The organism is Plantactinospora sp. ZYX-F-223 (assembly GCF_039649625.1).
Taxonomy (GTDB): domain Bacteria; phylum Actinomycetota; class Actinomycetes; order Mycobacteriales; family Micromonosporaceae; genus Plantactinospora.
On record NZ_JBDJAV010000019.1, the window covers coordinates 152832 to 166597 of the forward strand.

Consider the following 13766-nt stretch of genomic DNA (forward strand, 5'->3'; position numbering starts at 1 on the left):
CGTAGTCCAGAACGGGTGGTCCGGAGCCGCCACCACCTCCCGGCCGCTGCTCGTCCGGATCCGCACGCAGTCGAGTTCCCCCTGCTCGTGCACGGCCTCGACCAGCGCCGGACGCCCGGTGCGGGTGATCACGCGGTCGCCCGGCACGATGTCGCCCAGCCGGCGTCGGGTGCCGTCGGCGAGCAGCACCAGAGCCTCGACCGAGACCGGCTTACCGAGGCCAGGTGGGCCTGACAGCAGAATATGGTCCGGCGGGCTGCCCCGGCCCATCGCGCCGCGCAGCAGCAGGTCGAGCTGGTCGCGTACCCGGTGCTGGGCGATGAAGTCGGCGAGCCGTTTCGGGCGTACCGTGACCTCGGCGTCCCGCTCGGCGTCGCTGGCGTACGCCGAGACCAGCCCCTCCGCGTCGGTCACCGGGTCCTGCCCAGCAGCCGGATGGCCTGCTTCAACAGGACCGGCACCGGCGGGGCCGCGCCGTCGATCGTCTCCGCCACCGCCGCCACCGCCTGGTCGGCCTGGGCCGCCGTCCAGCCGAGCCCGACCAGCGCCTGCCGCACCTGCTCCGGCCAGGCTCCGCCGGTGACTCCCGCCGCGCCGTCCGGGCCGACCGGGACCGGGCCGATCCGGTCACGCAACTCCAGCACCAGCCGCTCGGCCCCCTTCTTGCCGATCCCGGGTACCCGGGTCAGGGTGCCGGTGTCGGCGTTCGCGATCGCCTTGCGCACCACGTCGGGGGCATGCACGGCGAGAACCGCCTGGGCCAACCGGGGGCCGACCCCGCTGGCGGTCTGGAGCAGCTCGAAGAGCTGCTTCTCGTCGTCGTCGGCGAAGCCGTAGAGGGTCAGCGAGTCCTCCCGGACCACCAGGCTGGTGGCGAGCCGGGCGGGCGAGCCGACCCGCAGCCCGGCCAGGGTGCCCGGCGCGCACTGCACCGCCAGCCCCACCCCGCCGACCTCGATCACCGCGCCGTCCGGGGACAGCCCGGCGACCACGCCCCGGACACTCGCGATCATCCCGTTCCTCCCTGTCGCTTCGAGCCCGGCCGGGCGGCCCGCCGGGGCGTACCGGAACGGGCGCCGTCCCGGGACGCGGCCGCCGCCGTGCGCTGCCGGACCGCGCTGGCCGCCTCCGCGATCCTCGCTCGGGTGCCGCCGCGCCAGATGTGGCAGATCGCCAGCGCCAGCGCGTCGGCGGCGTCGGCCGGCCGGGGCGGCTCGGCCAGCCGCAGCAGCCGGGTGACCATCGACATCATCTGCGCCTTGTCCGCCTGGCCGGAACCGGTGACCGCCGCCTTGACCTCGCTCGGGGTGTACGTCTGCACCGGCAGCCCGGCCCGGGCCCCGGCCAGCACCGCCACCGCGCTGGCCTGCGCGGTGCCCATCACCGTCCGCACGTTGTGCTGGCTGAAGACCCGTTCCACCGCCACACTCTGCGGCCGGTGCTCGGCCACCAGCCGGGCCAGTTCGGTGTCCAGGTGCAGCAGCCGCAGCGGCAGCTCGTCGGCCGGGTCGGTGTAGACGACGTAGTAGGCCACCAGGGTGCACGGCCGGCCGGGTACGCCCTCGACCACGCCGACCCCGCACCGGGTCAGCCCCGGGTCGACGCCCAGCACCCGCACGCCGCCCCCTCCCCGTGCCGCAGCACGTACGTGTGTTCGACACCCTACTGGCCTGGGCCGGAGCCGGAAACGTCGACACGCCCGTACCCGATCATCAGACCCCGGGCCCGGCCGCGGTCGTCCGGGTGCCGCAGCCCGCCACATAGGCCGGTACCGGAGTATGTGGCCGCCGCCCATGTGCCGCCGCCCGGTTGGCTCGTAGCTTTTTCGGCCATGACGGTAGAACCCGGTCGGGACGACCAGGCCGCGCGACGGCGGCAGCAGGAGGCCGGGGCGCCGGGCGCGACCGGCGCCGATCCGCGCCTCCCGCAGGTCGTCCGGCTCGACCTGTCCGGGCGGACCGCCCTGGTAACCGGCGGTGCCAGCGGCATCGGCCGGGCCTGTGCCGTCCGGCTGGCCGCGGCCGGCGCCAAGGTGACCGTGTTGGACCGGGACGCCGACCGGGCCGAGGCGGTCGCCGCCGAGATCGGCGGTCGGGCGCTCGGGCTGGACCTCGCCGATCCCGGCGCCGCCGACCGGATCGATCCCGAGTTGGACGTCGTGGTCAACAACGCCGGGCTGCAACACGTGGCGCCGGTCGACGAGTTCCCGCCGGAACGCTTCGACCACCTGCACCGGGTGATGGTGACGGCGCCCTTCCTGATCGTCCGGCGCGCGCTGCCGCACATGTACGCCCGCCAGTGGGGCCGGATCGTCAACATCTCCTCGGTGCACGGGCTGCTCGCCTCGCCGTTCAAGTCGGCGTACGTCTCCGCGAAGCACGCCCTGGAGGGGCTGTCGAAGGTGGTCGCCCTGGAGGGGGCGGCGCACGGCGTGACGGCCAACTGCGTCAACCCGGCGTACGTCCGGACACCGCTGGTCGAGGGGCAGATCGCCGCGCAGGCGAGCGCGCACGGCATCGCCGAGACCGAGGTGGTGGAGCGGATCATGCTGGCCCGGGCGGCGATCAAGCGGTTGATCGAGCCGGAGGAGGTCGCCGAACTGGTCGCCTACCTCTGCTCCCCCGCCGCCTCCTTCCTCACCGGCGCCTCGATCCCCCTCGACGGGGGCTGGACGGCGAACTGACCCGGCGCCTCCCGCAGAATGAACCCCGTGTCCTCGCCGATCGAGTTTCTGGAGCTCCTCGCCCGGGAGGCCGCTCCGGTCGAGTTCGAGGGGCCGCTGGTGGCCGCCCGGGCCGCCGGGGTCCCCGCCGACCGGCTCGCCGAACTGGAGGCGGCGAAGGTGGTGGCGCTGCGGGTACGCGCCCTGCTGGAACGGCGGCGGCGGCGCGAGGCGGAACTCTCCGGCCTGTACGACACCGCCAGCGACCTCGCCGGGCTGCGCGACTCGGACGACGTACTCCGGGCGATCGTGCACCGGGCCCGGCACCTGCTCGGCACCGACGTGGCGTACATGACGTTGGTCGACGACGACCGGGGCGACACGTACATGCGGGTCACCGACGGCTCGATCTCGGCGCGGTTCCAGGGGCTGCGGCTGCCGATGGGCGCCGGACTCGGCGGGCTGGTGGCGCAGACCGGCAGCCCGTACGCGACCGCGAACTATCCGGAGGACGCCCGGTTCCACCACACCGGGGAGATCGACGCCGGGGTCGGCGAGGAGGGGCTGGTCGCCATCCTCGGGGTACCGCTGCGGCTCGGCTCCCGGGTGATCGGGGTGCTCTACGCCGCCAACCGGTCGGCCCGGCCGTTCGCCCGGGAGGAGGTGTCGCTGTTGCTCTCGCTGGCCGCGCACGCCGCGGTGGCGATCGACACCGCCCGGCTGCTCGCCGAGACCCGGGCCGCGCTGGCGGAACTGTCGGCGGCCAACTCCACGATCCAGGCACACAGCGCGTCGGTGGAACGGGCCGCCGCCGCGCACGACCGGATGACCTCGCTGGTGCTGCGCGGCGGCGGGGTGGAGGACGTGGCGGCGGCGGTGACCGAGGTGCTCGGCGGGGCGCTGCTGGCGCTGGACGCCGAGGGCCGGACACTGGCCCGGGTCGGCGAGATCGGCGAGCCGGACCGGGCGGCGCTGGACGAGGCGGTGGTGGCGTCGCGTACCGAGGGGCGCAGCGTGCGCCGGGGCGACCTCTGGTACGCCGCCGTGGTCGCCGGTACGGAGAACCTCGGCGCCCTGGTCTCCCGCCCGGAGGAGGAGCTGGTCGACGCCGACCAGCGGATCCTGGAGCGGGCGGCCCTGGTCACCGCGCTGCTGCTGCTGTTCCGGCAGACGGTCGCCGAGGCGGAGGGACGGGTCCGGGGCGAACTGCTCGACGACCTGATCGCCCGGCCGGTACTCGACGTCGCCGCGCTGCGCGGCCGGGCCCGCCGGCTCGGCGTGGACCTGGACGCCCCGCACGTGCTCGTCGCGGTCGGTGACGACGCGATGGCCGGCAGTACCTCGTCGCGGCAGCGGGTCACCTCGTGGGCCAGCACGTACGCCTCGGCCCACGGCGGCCTGGCGGCGGCCCGGGACGGCCGGGCGGTGCTGATGCTGCCGGGCGGCGACGCCGGTGCGGCGGCCCGGACCGTGGTCCGGGACCTGTCCCGGGCGCTGGGCCGGCCGGTCACCGCCGGAGCGGGCGGGCCGGCGACCGGACCTGCCTCGCTGGTCGGTGCGGCCCGGGAGGCGGAGCGCTGCCTGACCGCGCTGCGCGCGCTGGGCCGGGCCGGCGAGGGTGCCGGCAGCGCCGAGCTCGGCTTCGTCGGGCTGCTGCTGGGCGCGGTCGAGTCCGGCGGCGACCGGGAGGTGGCCCGGTTCCTGGTCGACACCGTCGGCCCGGTGGTCGACTACGACGCCCGCCGGGGGACCGCGCTGGTGAAGACCCTGGAGGCGTACTTCGGGGTCGGTGGCAGCCTGGCCCGGGCGGCGGAGGTGCTGCACGTGCACGTCAACACGGTGACCCAGCGGCTGGACCGGGTCGGGCAGCTACTGGGGCCGGAGTGGCAGAAACCGGAGCGGGCACTGGAGGTGCAGCTCGCGCTGCGGCTACACCGGCTGCGCGCCTCGTCCGGCCGGGTCGCGGCGGACGCCCGGCCCGAACTGCCCTGACAGCGCCGCCGCCCGGGGCGCCACCGCCCAGCGGTGGCTCGCGCGCGCCGGACCCGCCGGGCGACGAGCGGACGCCGACCGGACGCACCGGCCACTCGGCGGGCGGCGATGCGGGGTGGCTCAGCGGGCGGCGATGCCGGCGATGACGACGAGCGGACGCCGACCGGACGCACCGGCCACTGGGCGGGCGGCGATGCGGGGTGGCTCAGCGGGCGGCGATGCCGGCGATGACCGCGTCGACGACCCGCGCCGGCAGGTCGCGCTCGTCCAGCTCGGGCTGGGCGCGGAGCAGCCGCTGCATCAGCAACGGGGCGGTGAGCAGCGAGAGGGTGAGCTCGACGTCGAGGTCGGCCCGCAGCTCGCCGAGGTCGATCCCCCGGCGCAGCACCTCGCGGATCATCCGCCGCCGCGGCTCGACCAGCTCCTGATAGAGCCGGTACTGCTCCGGGCTGCGGCTGATCGTGGGCATCAGGCAGGGCATGATCTGCCGCATCCGGGGGTCCGGGTTGTGCCCGGTGTTGCCGACCAGCGCGATCAGGTCCTCGCGTACGGACCGGCCGGGCGGTGGCGGCGGTGGCGGCTTCAGCCGGCGCAGCGCGTCCTGGAGCAGGGCCTCCTTGCCGGTCCAGCGCCGGTAGATGGTCGCCTTGCCCACGCCGGCCCGCGCGGCGATCGCCTCGATCGACAGCGTCTCGATGCTGCTGCCCTCGGCGAGCAGGTCGAGCGCCGCTTCCAGGATCGCCTCGTCCGCGCGAATGCTCCGCGGGCGTCCTGGCGCCCGCGGAGCATCCATCGTTTCGGTCACGTTAACCATTGTCCCCTGCTGGTCAGGCGGCGACCAGTTCGGGATCGGCCACCGGCTCCGGCGGCAGCAGCTGCTCCTCGGCCGTGCGGCCGGGCAGCCAGCGGAGCACCACCAGGATGCCGAGGGCGGCGACCACCGCCGAGATCCCGCTGGCCCAGTGCATGGCCGAGACGAAGGCGTCGTTGGCCGCGCTGGTCACCGCCGAGCCGGCCGGACCCCCGAGCCGCTCCGCGACCGCGTACGCCCCGGAGACCGACTCGGACGCGGCGTCCCGGACCGGCGCCGGCAGCGCGCGGGCCGCCGGCTCGATCTGGTCCCGGTAGACCCCGGAGAGCACCGAGCCGAGCACCGCGACGCCGAGCGCACCGGCCACCTGGCGGACGGTGTTGCTGACCGCCGAACCGACCCCGGCCTTCTCCCGGGGCAGCGCCGACATGATCGACTCGGTCGCCGGCGGCATGATGTTGGCCATCCCGACGCCCTGGACGAAGAAGATCAGCCCGATGATCCAGATCGGGGTGGTGGCGGTGGCGAAGGCGAACGCCACCAGCGCCGCCGAGGTGAGCGCCAGCCCGGTCACCGCCACGGCCTTGCCGCCGTACCGCTTGACCATGGTCGCGCTGCGCGGTGCGAAGACCAGTTGGGCGACGGCGAACGGCAGCATCAGCAGGCCGGTCTCCAGCGGGCTGTAGCCCCGGACGAGCTGGAGGTAGAACGCGCTGAAGAACATCACGCCCATGGCGGCGAAGAAGACCAGGCCGATCACCGCGACCGGAGCGGCGAACCGGGGTACCCGGAACAGCCGTACGTCCAGGGACGGGAACTCGACCCGGCGCTCCCAGGCCACGAAGGCGGCCAGTACGGCCAGGCCGCCGACGATCGACGCCCAGATCAGCGGCCGGCCGAAGCCGTGCTCGCCACCGTCGATGATCCCGTACGAGAGCGCGACCAGACCGATCACCGAGAGCAGTACGCCGATCACGTCGATCCGGCCCGGCTTCGGGTCCCGCGAGTCGGGCACCAGCAGGGCCACCGCGACCAGCCCGATCAGCACCACCGGGACGTTGATCAGGAAGACCGACCCCCACCAGTAGTTCTCCAGCAGCAGGCCGCCCAGCACCGGGCCGATCGCCACGCCGAGGCCGATCGCGCCGGCCCAGACCCCGATCGCGCGACCGCGCTCCCGGGGGTCGAAGACGTTCGAGATGATCGACAGGGTCACCGGCATCACGGCGGCGGCCCCGAAGCCCATCAGCGCCCGGGCCCCGATCAGTTGCCCCGGGCTCTGCGCGTACGCCGACAGCAGCGAGGCGAGTCCGAAGATCGCCAGGCCGACCAGTAGGAACCACTTCCGCCCGTACCGGTCGCCGAGCACGCCGAAGGTGAACAGCAGCCCGGCGAAGACCAGGGTGTACGAGTTGATGGACCATTCCAGTTGGCCCTGGCTGGCGCCGAGGCCGTGCACCGGGTCGGCCAGGGTGCGCAGTGCGACGTTCAGGACCGTGTTGTCCAGCACGATCACCAGCAGGCTGACCACGAGCACGCCGAGAATGGCCCAGCGCCTCGGGTGCCCGGTGTTTTCCGTTAACTCCATGCCGTGGTGTCCCCCCGAGACCCCGCATCGCCGGATTCGGCTGCGGGGAAGTTTCTTGACCGCACCGACGATAGTCAGCTCAGAACCGAAACGGCACCGTTCCGTATCGTATTGTGACCCGCCTCACCCCGGCCTCCGCCGTGGCCCCAGGGCGCGCCTGCCCCGACAGGGCGTACCGCCTTGTACGGATAACCCCGCCGCCCTTCTCCGACCGCGCGACCCGGCGGACCCGCCGGCGATACTCGCCGCCCGGGGCGCGGTCATCACCGCCGCGACACCGCTCGGCGCCGCGCTCGGCGGTCCACTGGTGACCACGTTCGGTGCCGGCGGAACGAGGCGTCCGATCGCCGCCAGACGGCGGCTCGGCGTCCGATCACGATGGGTGGCATGAGCGAGGTTATTTCAGTAAAGAGCAGTGTTCTGGATGGAAAAGTAGCGTTTGTCACCGGCGGCAGCCGGGGCATCGGTGCGGCGGTGGCGGTCCGGCTGGCCCAGGACGGTGCGGACGTGGCGCTGACCTACCAGCAGAATGCCGAGGCGGCCGGCGCGGTGCTGGACCGGATCAAGGCGATCGGCCGGCGCGGGCTGGCGATCCAGGCGGACAGCGCCGACCCGGCGGCCGTCGTCTCGGCGGTGGAGCGGGCGGCCGGCGAGTTCGGCCGACTCGACGTACTGGTCAACAACGCCGGGGCGTTTCTCGTCGGGCCGGCGGTGGAGGTGGGGCTCGCCGAGTTCGAGCGGAGCGTGGCGGTGAACGTCCGGGCGCCGTTCGTCGCCGCCCAGGCGGCGGCCCGGCACATGGTCGACGGTGGACGGATCATCACCATCGGCAGCAACATGGCCGAACGGGCGGCGTTTCCGGGCTTCGCGCTCTATTCGATGAGCAAGACCGCGCTGACCGGACTGACCAAGGGACTCGCCCGGGATCTCGGGCCCCAGGGCATCACGGTCAACCTGGTCAACCCCGGCCCGACCGACACCGACTCGAATCCGGCCGACGGCCCGATGGCGGAGACCATCCGCGACTTCACCGCCGTCCGCCGGTACGCCGCGCCGGCCGAGATCGCGGCGACGGTCGCCTGGGTGGCCGGCGCCGACAGCTCGTACGTCACCGGGGCGACGATCAACGTCGACGGCGGCTTCACCGTCTGAACCGGTCATCCGACCCGATCCGGTTACCCCGGCCTGCTCCGGTTCCCGAACCGGCGGGCCGGGGTTCCGGGGTGTCCGGTGCGGCGGTGGTGGCCGGGGACGGGGACGGTTCCTGCCGCGCATCCTGTCGAGCTGCCCCGCCCGTGCTCCCGCCCGTGCTCCCGCTCCCCACCTCGCGGTCCGGCCGAGCGGTGGTCACGGCGGTGGCGGTGGGGCCGGCGACCAGCGTGCCGGCCATGGCCAGGCCCGCCGCCACCAGCGCCGCACCGAACCCGTCCGAGCGCGAGGTCGTCATCGGACCACCCCTTTCCGGTACGCCTGACGTCAGCGTCGCGACCAGCACTGGACGAGGACTGGACACCGACTGGAACACCTGCGGAGTCGGCGCCTCGACGGCGGCGCGGACGAACCCGGATCCCCCGGAAATCCCTCGGCACCGGCACCCGCCCCCGATGACGTTTCCGCAGGTCAGAGCGAACGTGAACACCTTGTTCGCGTTTGCCATTCCCGCACTGGGCAGGTAAAGATGAGTCGTCTTCGAGCCCGGGCACGGGATCGACTGTCAACAATTCCTGTCGTGACGCGTCCTGACGACGCGCGATCCCGCGTGCCCGCCGACACCCAGACCGAACAGAGGGAGAATTCATGTCGATCCTGGTCACCGGCGCCACCGGAAGCGTGGGCCGACTCGTGGTCGCCCAGTTGGTCGAGACGGGCGTACGGGTACGCGCGCTGACCCGCGACCCTGGGTCGGCCAGCTTCCCCGACGGCGTCGAGGTGGTACGCGGCGACCTCGCCGACCCGACGACGTTGCGGTCCACATTCGACGACGTCGAGCGGATGTACCTCTTCCCGGTCGCCCATACCGCCCGCGAGGTGGTCGCCCAGGCGAAGCTCGCCGGGGTACGCCGGATCGTCGTACTCTCCTCCGGCGCGGTCACCGGCGGCTTCGACACCGATTTCCACCTGCCCGTGGAGCGGGCCGTCGAGGAGTCGGGGCTGGAGTGGACGCATGTCCGGCCAGGCGAGTTCATGCTCAACAAGGTCTGGCTCTGGGGGCCGTCCATCCGTGCCGAGAGCGTGGTCCGCGAGCCCTTCCCGGACGTGGCGTGGTGCCCGGTGCACGAACGCGACATCGCCGAGGTCGCCGTCACCGCCCTGCTGGCCGACGGGCATCAGGGCCGGGCGTACGACCTGAACGGGCCGGAGCTGATCACCCGACGGGAGCAGGTGCGGGCGATCGCCTCGGCGATCGGCCGGGACGTCCGGCTGGAGGTGGTGACGCCCGAGCGGGCCAGGGAGATCTACCGGGCACAGGGCGGCTTCGCCGCGGACAACGCCGACTTCCTGCTCGGCTTCGAGGACTACTCGGGCAACGACTCCGATCCGGCGTCCATGGCGGAGCTGGACCTCGGGGCGTACGGGCCGCTGCCCACCGCGGAAGCGGTGACCGGGCGCCCCGCCCGTACGTTCGCCCAGTGGGCACACGACCACGCCGCCGACTTCCGCTGACCCCCGCACGGCTGCGGGCAGCCGTGATCCCGGAGCGTTCGGCACGTCTGGGCGGGCCACACGTTCCGCGATCACGAAGACCCCGCACCAGCGAGTGCCGGGTATCCTCGTGGACGCTTGTCTCATGTGGCTTCTTCAGATGGACCGCTCCGCACGGCCGGTTCACCTAGCCGGTCGACGGCTCCGGCGGAAGGCGGCGGGACGTGCGGGTGACGATGGCAAGTGCCGCGGCCCGGACCGGCCGCGGCAACGAGGACTTCGTCGGCGCCGTCCCCACGGCGGCCGTGCTGATCGACGGTGCCGGTGGGGTTTCCGGGAGCGAACTGGTCTGCCGGCACGGCGCGGCCTGGTATGCCCGCCGGCTGGGAGTGGAACTGCTCGGCCTGTTGTCACCCGACGGCGACCGACCCGTTGCGGCGCTGCTGGCCGAGGCGATCGAGCGGGTGGCGGGCGCCCACCGGGACACCTGCGACCTCGCTGACCCCCGCAGCCCCTGGGCAACCGTGGCGATCCTGCGCCTTTGCGACGGCTGGGCCGACTACCTCGTGCTCGGCGACTCGGTCCTCGTTCTCGACCGAGCCGGCGTGCCGCTGGTCGTCTCCGATCCCCGGGAGGTGACGATGGCCCGGCCGTACCGGTCCGCGCTGGAAGCCGCGGCGGAGGGCAGCGCAGAGTACGAACAGGTCCGCCGCGACGGCATCGCCGTGCTGCGCGCCAACCGCAACCAGCCGGGCGGCTACTGGGTGGCCAAGGACGATCCCCGGGCGGCGGCCGAGGCGGTCGTCGAAAGCCGACCCGTCTCGGAACTGACCGGTGCCGTCCTGCTCAGCAACGGAGCCAGCCGGATCGTCGACCGGTTCCGGCTCGCCGGCTGGCCGGAGGTGCTGGCGGTCCTCGCATCGAGCGGACCCGCCACGATCATCCGCCGCGTCCGGGAGGCGGAAGCCCGCCAGGCAGTGGCGGCCGACGATGCCACCCTCGCGCACTGCACCGACCTCGCCGAAAGCCCCTCTCCATTCCCCGGCGACCGGTAGACCCCCGGACCGGCCACGCGGACGTGGGCGGGCCGGAGCAGGCATACTGGCTGTCCGTCCGTGCGGCCGGCGGCACGCGGACGGACGACCTCTGGAGGAGCATGGCAACCGGTGACGAGGCGAGCAGTCGCCTCACCGCCTTCGGCAACCAATTGATCGAGGTACACATCTGGCTCCGCGAGCTGCTGGCGGAGCTGCGGGACAACGTCGACGGGTATTTCGCGGGCGACGGCCCTCCGCCCCGCGACCTGCGCGTGCACTGCCTCGCCTTCTGCACGGCGCTGACCCGGCACCACACCGGCGAGGACGGCGGGCCGTTCCCGGTGATCGCCGACGAGTTCCCCGAACTGCGCCAGGTGATCACCGAACTGAAGACCGACCACAACCGGATCGACTGGATCCTCGGCAACCTGGAGAAGCTGCTGCGCGAGTTGCCGGCAGAACCCGACCCGGCCACCGCGATCCGGGTACGGGCCGAGTTGGAGGGACTGTCGGCCATCATGGAGACGCACTTCACGTACGAGGAGAAGAAGCTCGTCTCCGTGCTCAACTCCCTGGACCTGCCCGACTGGCGCAGGAACCGTCCGGCCTTCCTCCACTCCGACCAGGACGCCTGAGCCAGCGGCGATGGTGCCTGTTGGTACACCCCTGAAGGGGCAGCAGCACAAGGGGCAGTAACAGCACACGAAGCGACGGGGCACCGCCCTGCCCGGTAGGCTCGGCCAACCGCGCGGGAAGGAGCGAGGCGTGACGGACGGTTCCGGCAGCACACCGACCAGGGTCGGCCTGGCCCCGATCGGGCGGGTCGAGTCACCGCTGGTCGACCGGGCCTCGGCACCCCGGCAGGGCGACGAGGGCGCACCCGAGGCGTGGCTGGTCTTCGACCCGGCGGTACGCGACGGTCTGCGCGATCTCCGCCCCGGCACCGACGTCATCCTGCTGACCTGGTTCGACCGGTCCCGCCGGGACGTGCTGGTGGTGCATCCCCGGGGCGACCTGACCCGGCCGCCGACCGGCGTCTTCAGCACCCGCTCCCCGGACCGGCCCAACCCGATCGGCCTGCACCGGGTGCACCTGCTGGAGATCGACGACCTCCGGATCCGGGTACGCGACCTGGAGGCGCTGGACGGCACCCCGATCCTGGACGTGAAGCCGGTACTCGACCGCGACACCGAACGCTGACCCGGCACAGGCCGGCGCTAACCGGCCGGGGTGGCCGGCTCAGCCGACCGCCGCCATGACCTCGTCGGAGACGTCGAAGTTGCCGTAGACGTTCTGCACGTCGTCGGAGTCCTCCAGCGCGTCGATCAGCTTGAAGACCTTGCGGGCGCCTTCCTCGTCCAGCGGCACGGTGACGCTGGGCACCAGAGACGACTCGGCCGACTCGTAGTCGATGCCGGCGTCCTGCAACGCGGTCCGCACGGCGATCAGGTCACCGGGCTCGGAGACCACCTCGAACGCCTCGTCCAGGTCGTTGACCTCCTCGGCCCCGGCGTCGAGTACGGCGAGCAGCACGTCGTCCTCGGAGAGCCCCGCCTTCGGCACGATCACGACGCCCTTGCGGGAGAACATGTACGACACCGAGCCCGCATCCGCCAGCGAACCGCCGTTGCGGGTCAGCGCGGTGCGTACCTCGGTCGCGGCACGGTTGCGGTTGTCGGTCAGGCACTCGATCAACAGCGCGACGCCGCCCGGGGCGTACCCCTCGTACATCACCGTCTGCCAGTCGGCGCCTCCAGCCTCCAGGCCGGAGCCGCGCTTGACGGCGCGGTCGATGTTGTCGTTCGGCACCGAGTTCTTCTTCGCCTTCTGGATGGCGTCGAAGAGGGTCGGGTTACCGGCCGGGTCACCACCGCCGGTGCGCGCCGCGACCTCGACGTTCTTGATGAGCTTGGCGAACATCTTGCCGCGCTTGGCGTCGATGACCGCCTTCTTGTGCTTCGTCGTCGCCCACTTTGAGTGGCCGGACATCTGTAACCTCCGTCGTCAACACGCCTCGATACACGACCGCCCGCTCATCTTCCCGATGATCCCGACCAACCCTGCGTATCACCCAGAGGACGACAACCAGCACGACCTCGGTCGGTTGGCTCTGGGGTGGCAGGCGATCACGAGCAGACTGTCCCGGCCGAACCCGGCAATCCTACCGGCGCCGGACCGGTCGCTGTCAGGTCCCACCGGCACCGCGTCGCGGCGCGTCCCGTTCCATCTGCCGGGCCGGCACCGCCGCACGGACCCAATGGGGGATTCCCGGCACCCCTGGCTGGTACTCCGCGCCGAGGTGTGACCCACCGGGCGGGTCGGTGAACCACCCGACCAGCCGGTGACACCGGCGGCCGAGCCGGTGCCGGTCCCGGTCAGGCGGTCGCCTCCCGGAGCATCAGGCGGCCGTTCGGCGCACCAGGTCGACGAACCACCGGTGCAGGCGCCGGTCGCCGGTCAGTTCCGGATGGAAGGCGGTGGCGACCGCGTTCCCCTGCCGGACCGCGACGATCCGGCCGGCCGCCGGGCCGTCGCTCACCCGCCCGAGCACCTCCACCCCGTCGGCGACCCGCTCGACCCAGGGGGCCCGGATGAAGACGGCGTGGAAACTCGGGCCGGGAATACCGGCGATCTCCACCGGCGCCTCGAAGGAGTCGACCTGCCGGCCGAACGCGTTCCGCCGGACGGTCATCTCGATGCCGCCGAAGCTCTGCTGGTCGGGGCGGCCGTCCAGCACCTCGGTCGCCAACATGATCATTCCGGCGCAGGAGCCGTAGACCGGCATGCCCGCGCCGACGCGCTTGCGGATCGGGTCGAGCAGGTCGAACGTCTCGGCCAGCTTGCTGATGGTGGTCGACTCGCCGCCCGGGATCACCAGGCCGTCGACCTGTTCCAGCTCCTCCGGCCGGCGGACCGGCCGCGCCGCCGCACCCGCGGCGGTCAGCGCGGCCAGATGCTCGCGTACGTCGCCCTGTAGCGCCAGGACGCCGACCGTCACCCCCGCCGGCTCACTCCTCGCGCTCACCAACCCGC

General features: G+C 73.0%; 13 protein-coding genes and 1 pseudogene. 7 read left to right on the forward strand and 7 right to left on the reverse strand.

The window, feature by feature from the left end; all coding sequences use genetic code 11:
• Window positions 1-210 precede the first annotated feature (210 nt).
• From AAH979_RS20580 to ruvC, 3 genes and pseudogenes are all read right to left on the reverse strand, one after another.
• Window positions 211-414, reverse strand: a pseudogene (locus AAH979_RS20580) (Holliday junction branch migration DNA helicase RuvB); the annotation flags it as partial.
• Window positions 411-1013, reverse strand: coding sequence for a Holliday junction branch migration protein RuvA (gene ruvA / locus AAH979_RS20585; protein WP_346259740.1), 603 nt, complete (start codon window positions 1011-1013; stop codon window positions 411-413). The pseudogene AAH979_RS20580 and the gene ruvA, both read right to left, overlap by 4 nt.
• Entirely contained in the window at window positions 1010-1618 is a 609-nt protein-coding gene (ruvC, locus tag AAH979_RS20590) for a crossover junction endodeoxyribonuclease RuvC (protein ID WP_346259741.1), read from the reverse strand. Before ruvC ends, ruvA begins: the two co-directional genes overlap by 4 nt.
• Before the next feature lie 213 nt (window positions 1619-1831).
• Here ruvC and AAH979_RS20595 point away from each other — a divergent pair, with 213 nt between their 5' ends.
• Window positions 1832-2683, forward strand: coding sequence for a 3-hydroxybutyrate dehydrogenase (locus AAH979_RS20595; RefSeq protein WP_346259742.1), 852 nt, complete (start codon window positions 1832-1834; stop codon window positions 2681-2683).
• 18 nt (window positions 2684-2701) lie between these two features.
• The gene (locus AAH979_RS20600) at window positions 2702-4654 is read left to right on the forward strand and encodes a helix-turn-helix domain-containing protein (protein WP_346259743.1); all 1953 of its coding nucleotides are present in this window, start codon (window positions 2702-2704) and stop codon (window positions 4652-4654) included.
• Between the two features lie 205 nt (window positions 4655-4859).
• On the opposite strand, the gene AAH979_RS20605 is transcribed toward AAH979_RS20600, so the two are convergent.
• Together AAH979_RS20605 and AAH979_RS20610 are read right to left on the reverse strand one after the other, a co-directional pair.
• Window positions 4860-5468, reverse strand: coding sequence for a TetR/AcrR family transcriptional regulator (locus tag AAH979_RS20605; RefSeq protein ID WP_346259744.1), 609 nt, complete (start codon window positions 5466-5468; stop codon window positions 4860-4862).
• Window positions 5469-5481: 13 nt separating this feature from the next.
• Window positions 5482-7053: an MFS transporter gene (locus AAH979_RS20610; protein ID WP_346259745.1), complete on the reverse strand. Its 1572-nt coding sequence runs from the start codon at window positions 7051-7053 to the stop codon at window positions 5482-5484.
• Between the two features lie 387 nt (window positions 7054-7440).
• On the opposite strand from AAH979_RS20610, the gene AAH979_RS20615 reads away from it, so the two are divergent.
• From AAH979_RS20615 to tsaA, 5 genes are all read left to right on the forward strand, one after another.
• Window positions 7441-8205: an SDR family oxidoreductase gene (locus AAH979_RS20615; protein WP_346259746.1), complete on the forward strand. Its 765-nt coding sequence runs from the start codon at window positions 7441-7443 to the stop codon at window positions 8203-8205.
• Window positions 8206-8850: 645 nt separating this feature from the next.
• The gene (locus AAH979_RS20620) at window positions 8851-9717 is read left to right on the forward strand and encodes an NAD(P)H-binding protein (protein WP_346259747.1); all 867 of its coding nucleotides are present in this window, start codon (window positions 8851-8853) and stop codon (window positions 9715-9717) included.
• 215 nt (window positions 9718-9932) lie between these two features.
• Window positions 9933-10751, forward strand: a complete 819-nt coding sequence (locus tag AAH979_RS20625; RefSeq protein WP_346259758.1) for a protein phosphatase 2C domain-containing protein — start codon at window positions 9933-9935, stop codon at window positions 10749-10751.
• A gap of 101 nt (window positions 10752-10852) precedes the next feature.
• Entirely contained in the window at window positions 10853-11368 is a 516-nt protein-coding gene (locus AAH979_RS20630) for a hemerythrin domain-containing protein (protein ID WP_346259748.1), read from the forward strand.
• A 130-nt stretch (window positions 11369-11498) separates the two neighbouring features.
• Complete coding sequence (gene tsaA / locus AAH979_RS20635; protein ID WP_346259749.1) at window positions 11499-11933, forward strand: tRNA (N6-threonylcarbamoyladenosine(37)-N6)-methyltransferase TrmO; 435 nt, start codon at window positions 11499-11501, stop codon at window positions 11931-11933.
• Window positions 11934-11972: 39 nt separating this feature from the next.
• Here the strand turns inward: tsaA and AAH979_RS20640 are convergent, their stop codons facing one another.
• Window positions 11973-12722 carry a YebC/PmpR family DNA-binding transcriptional regulator gene (locus AAH979_RS20640; protein WP_130460350.1) on the reverse strand — a complete coding sequence of 250 codons (750 nt, stop codon included), beginning with the start codon at window positions 12720-12722 and terminating at the stop codon, window positions 11973-11975.
• Window positions 12723-13131: 409 nt separating this feature from the next.
• Window positions 13132-13731: a pyridoxal 5'-phosphate synthase glutaminase subunit PdxT gene (gene pdxT / locus AAH979_RS20645; RefSeq protein ID WP_346259759.1), complete on the reverse strand. Its 600-nt coding sequence runs from the start codon at window positions 13729-13731 to the stop codon at window positions 13132-13134.
• Between the last annotated feature and the right edge of the window lie 35 nt (window positions 13732-13766).

What these genes read in the sequence shown, in the direction of transcription:
- AAH979_RS20625 (WP_346259758.1), top strand. Translation starts at nt 9,933, where the DNA reads ATGGCAAGTGCCGCGGCCCGGACCGGCCGCGGCAACGAGGACTTCGTC.
- AAH979_RS20600 (WP_346259743.1), top strand. Translation starts at nt 2,702, where the DNA reads ATGAACCCCGTGTCCTCGCCGATCGAGTTTCTGGAGCTCCTCGCCCGG.
- AAH979_RS20595 (WP_346259742.1), top strand. Translation starts at nt 1,832, where the DNA reads ATGACGGTAGAACCCGGTCGGGACGACCAGGCCGCGCGACGGCGGCAG.
- AAH979_RS20610 (WP_346259745.1), bottom strand. Translation starts at nt 7,053, where the DNA reads ATGGAGTTAACGGAAAACACCGGGCACCCGAGGCGCTGGGCCATTCTC.
- AAH979_RS20615 (WP_346259746.1), top strand. Translation starts at nt 7,441, where the DNA reads ATGAGCGAGGTTATTTCAGTAAAGAGCAGTGTTCTGGATGGAAAAGTA.
- AAH979_RS20640 (WP_130460350.1), bottom strand. Translation starts at nt 12,722, where the DNA reads ATGTCCGGCCACTCAAAGTGGGCGACGACGAAGCACAAGAAGGCGGTC.
- AAH979_RS20630 (WP_346259748.1), top strand. Translation starts at nt 10,853, where the DNA reads ATGGCAACCGGTGACGAGGCGAGCAGTCGCCTCACCGCCTTCGGCAAC.
- ruvA (WP_346259740.1), bottom strand. Translation starts at nt 1,013, where the DNA reads ATGATCGCGAGTGTCCGGGGCGTGGTCGCCGGGCTGTCCCCGGACGGC.
- AAH979_RS20605 (WP_346259744.1), bottom strand. Translation starts at nt 5,468, where the DNA reads ATGGTTAACGTGACCGAAACGATGGATGCTCCGCGGGCGCCAGGACGC.
- AAH979_RS20620 (WP_346259747.1), top strand. Translation starts at nt 8,851, where the DNA reads ATGTCGATCCTGGTCACCGGCGCCACCGGAAGCGTGGGCCGACTCGTG.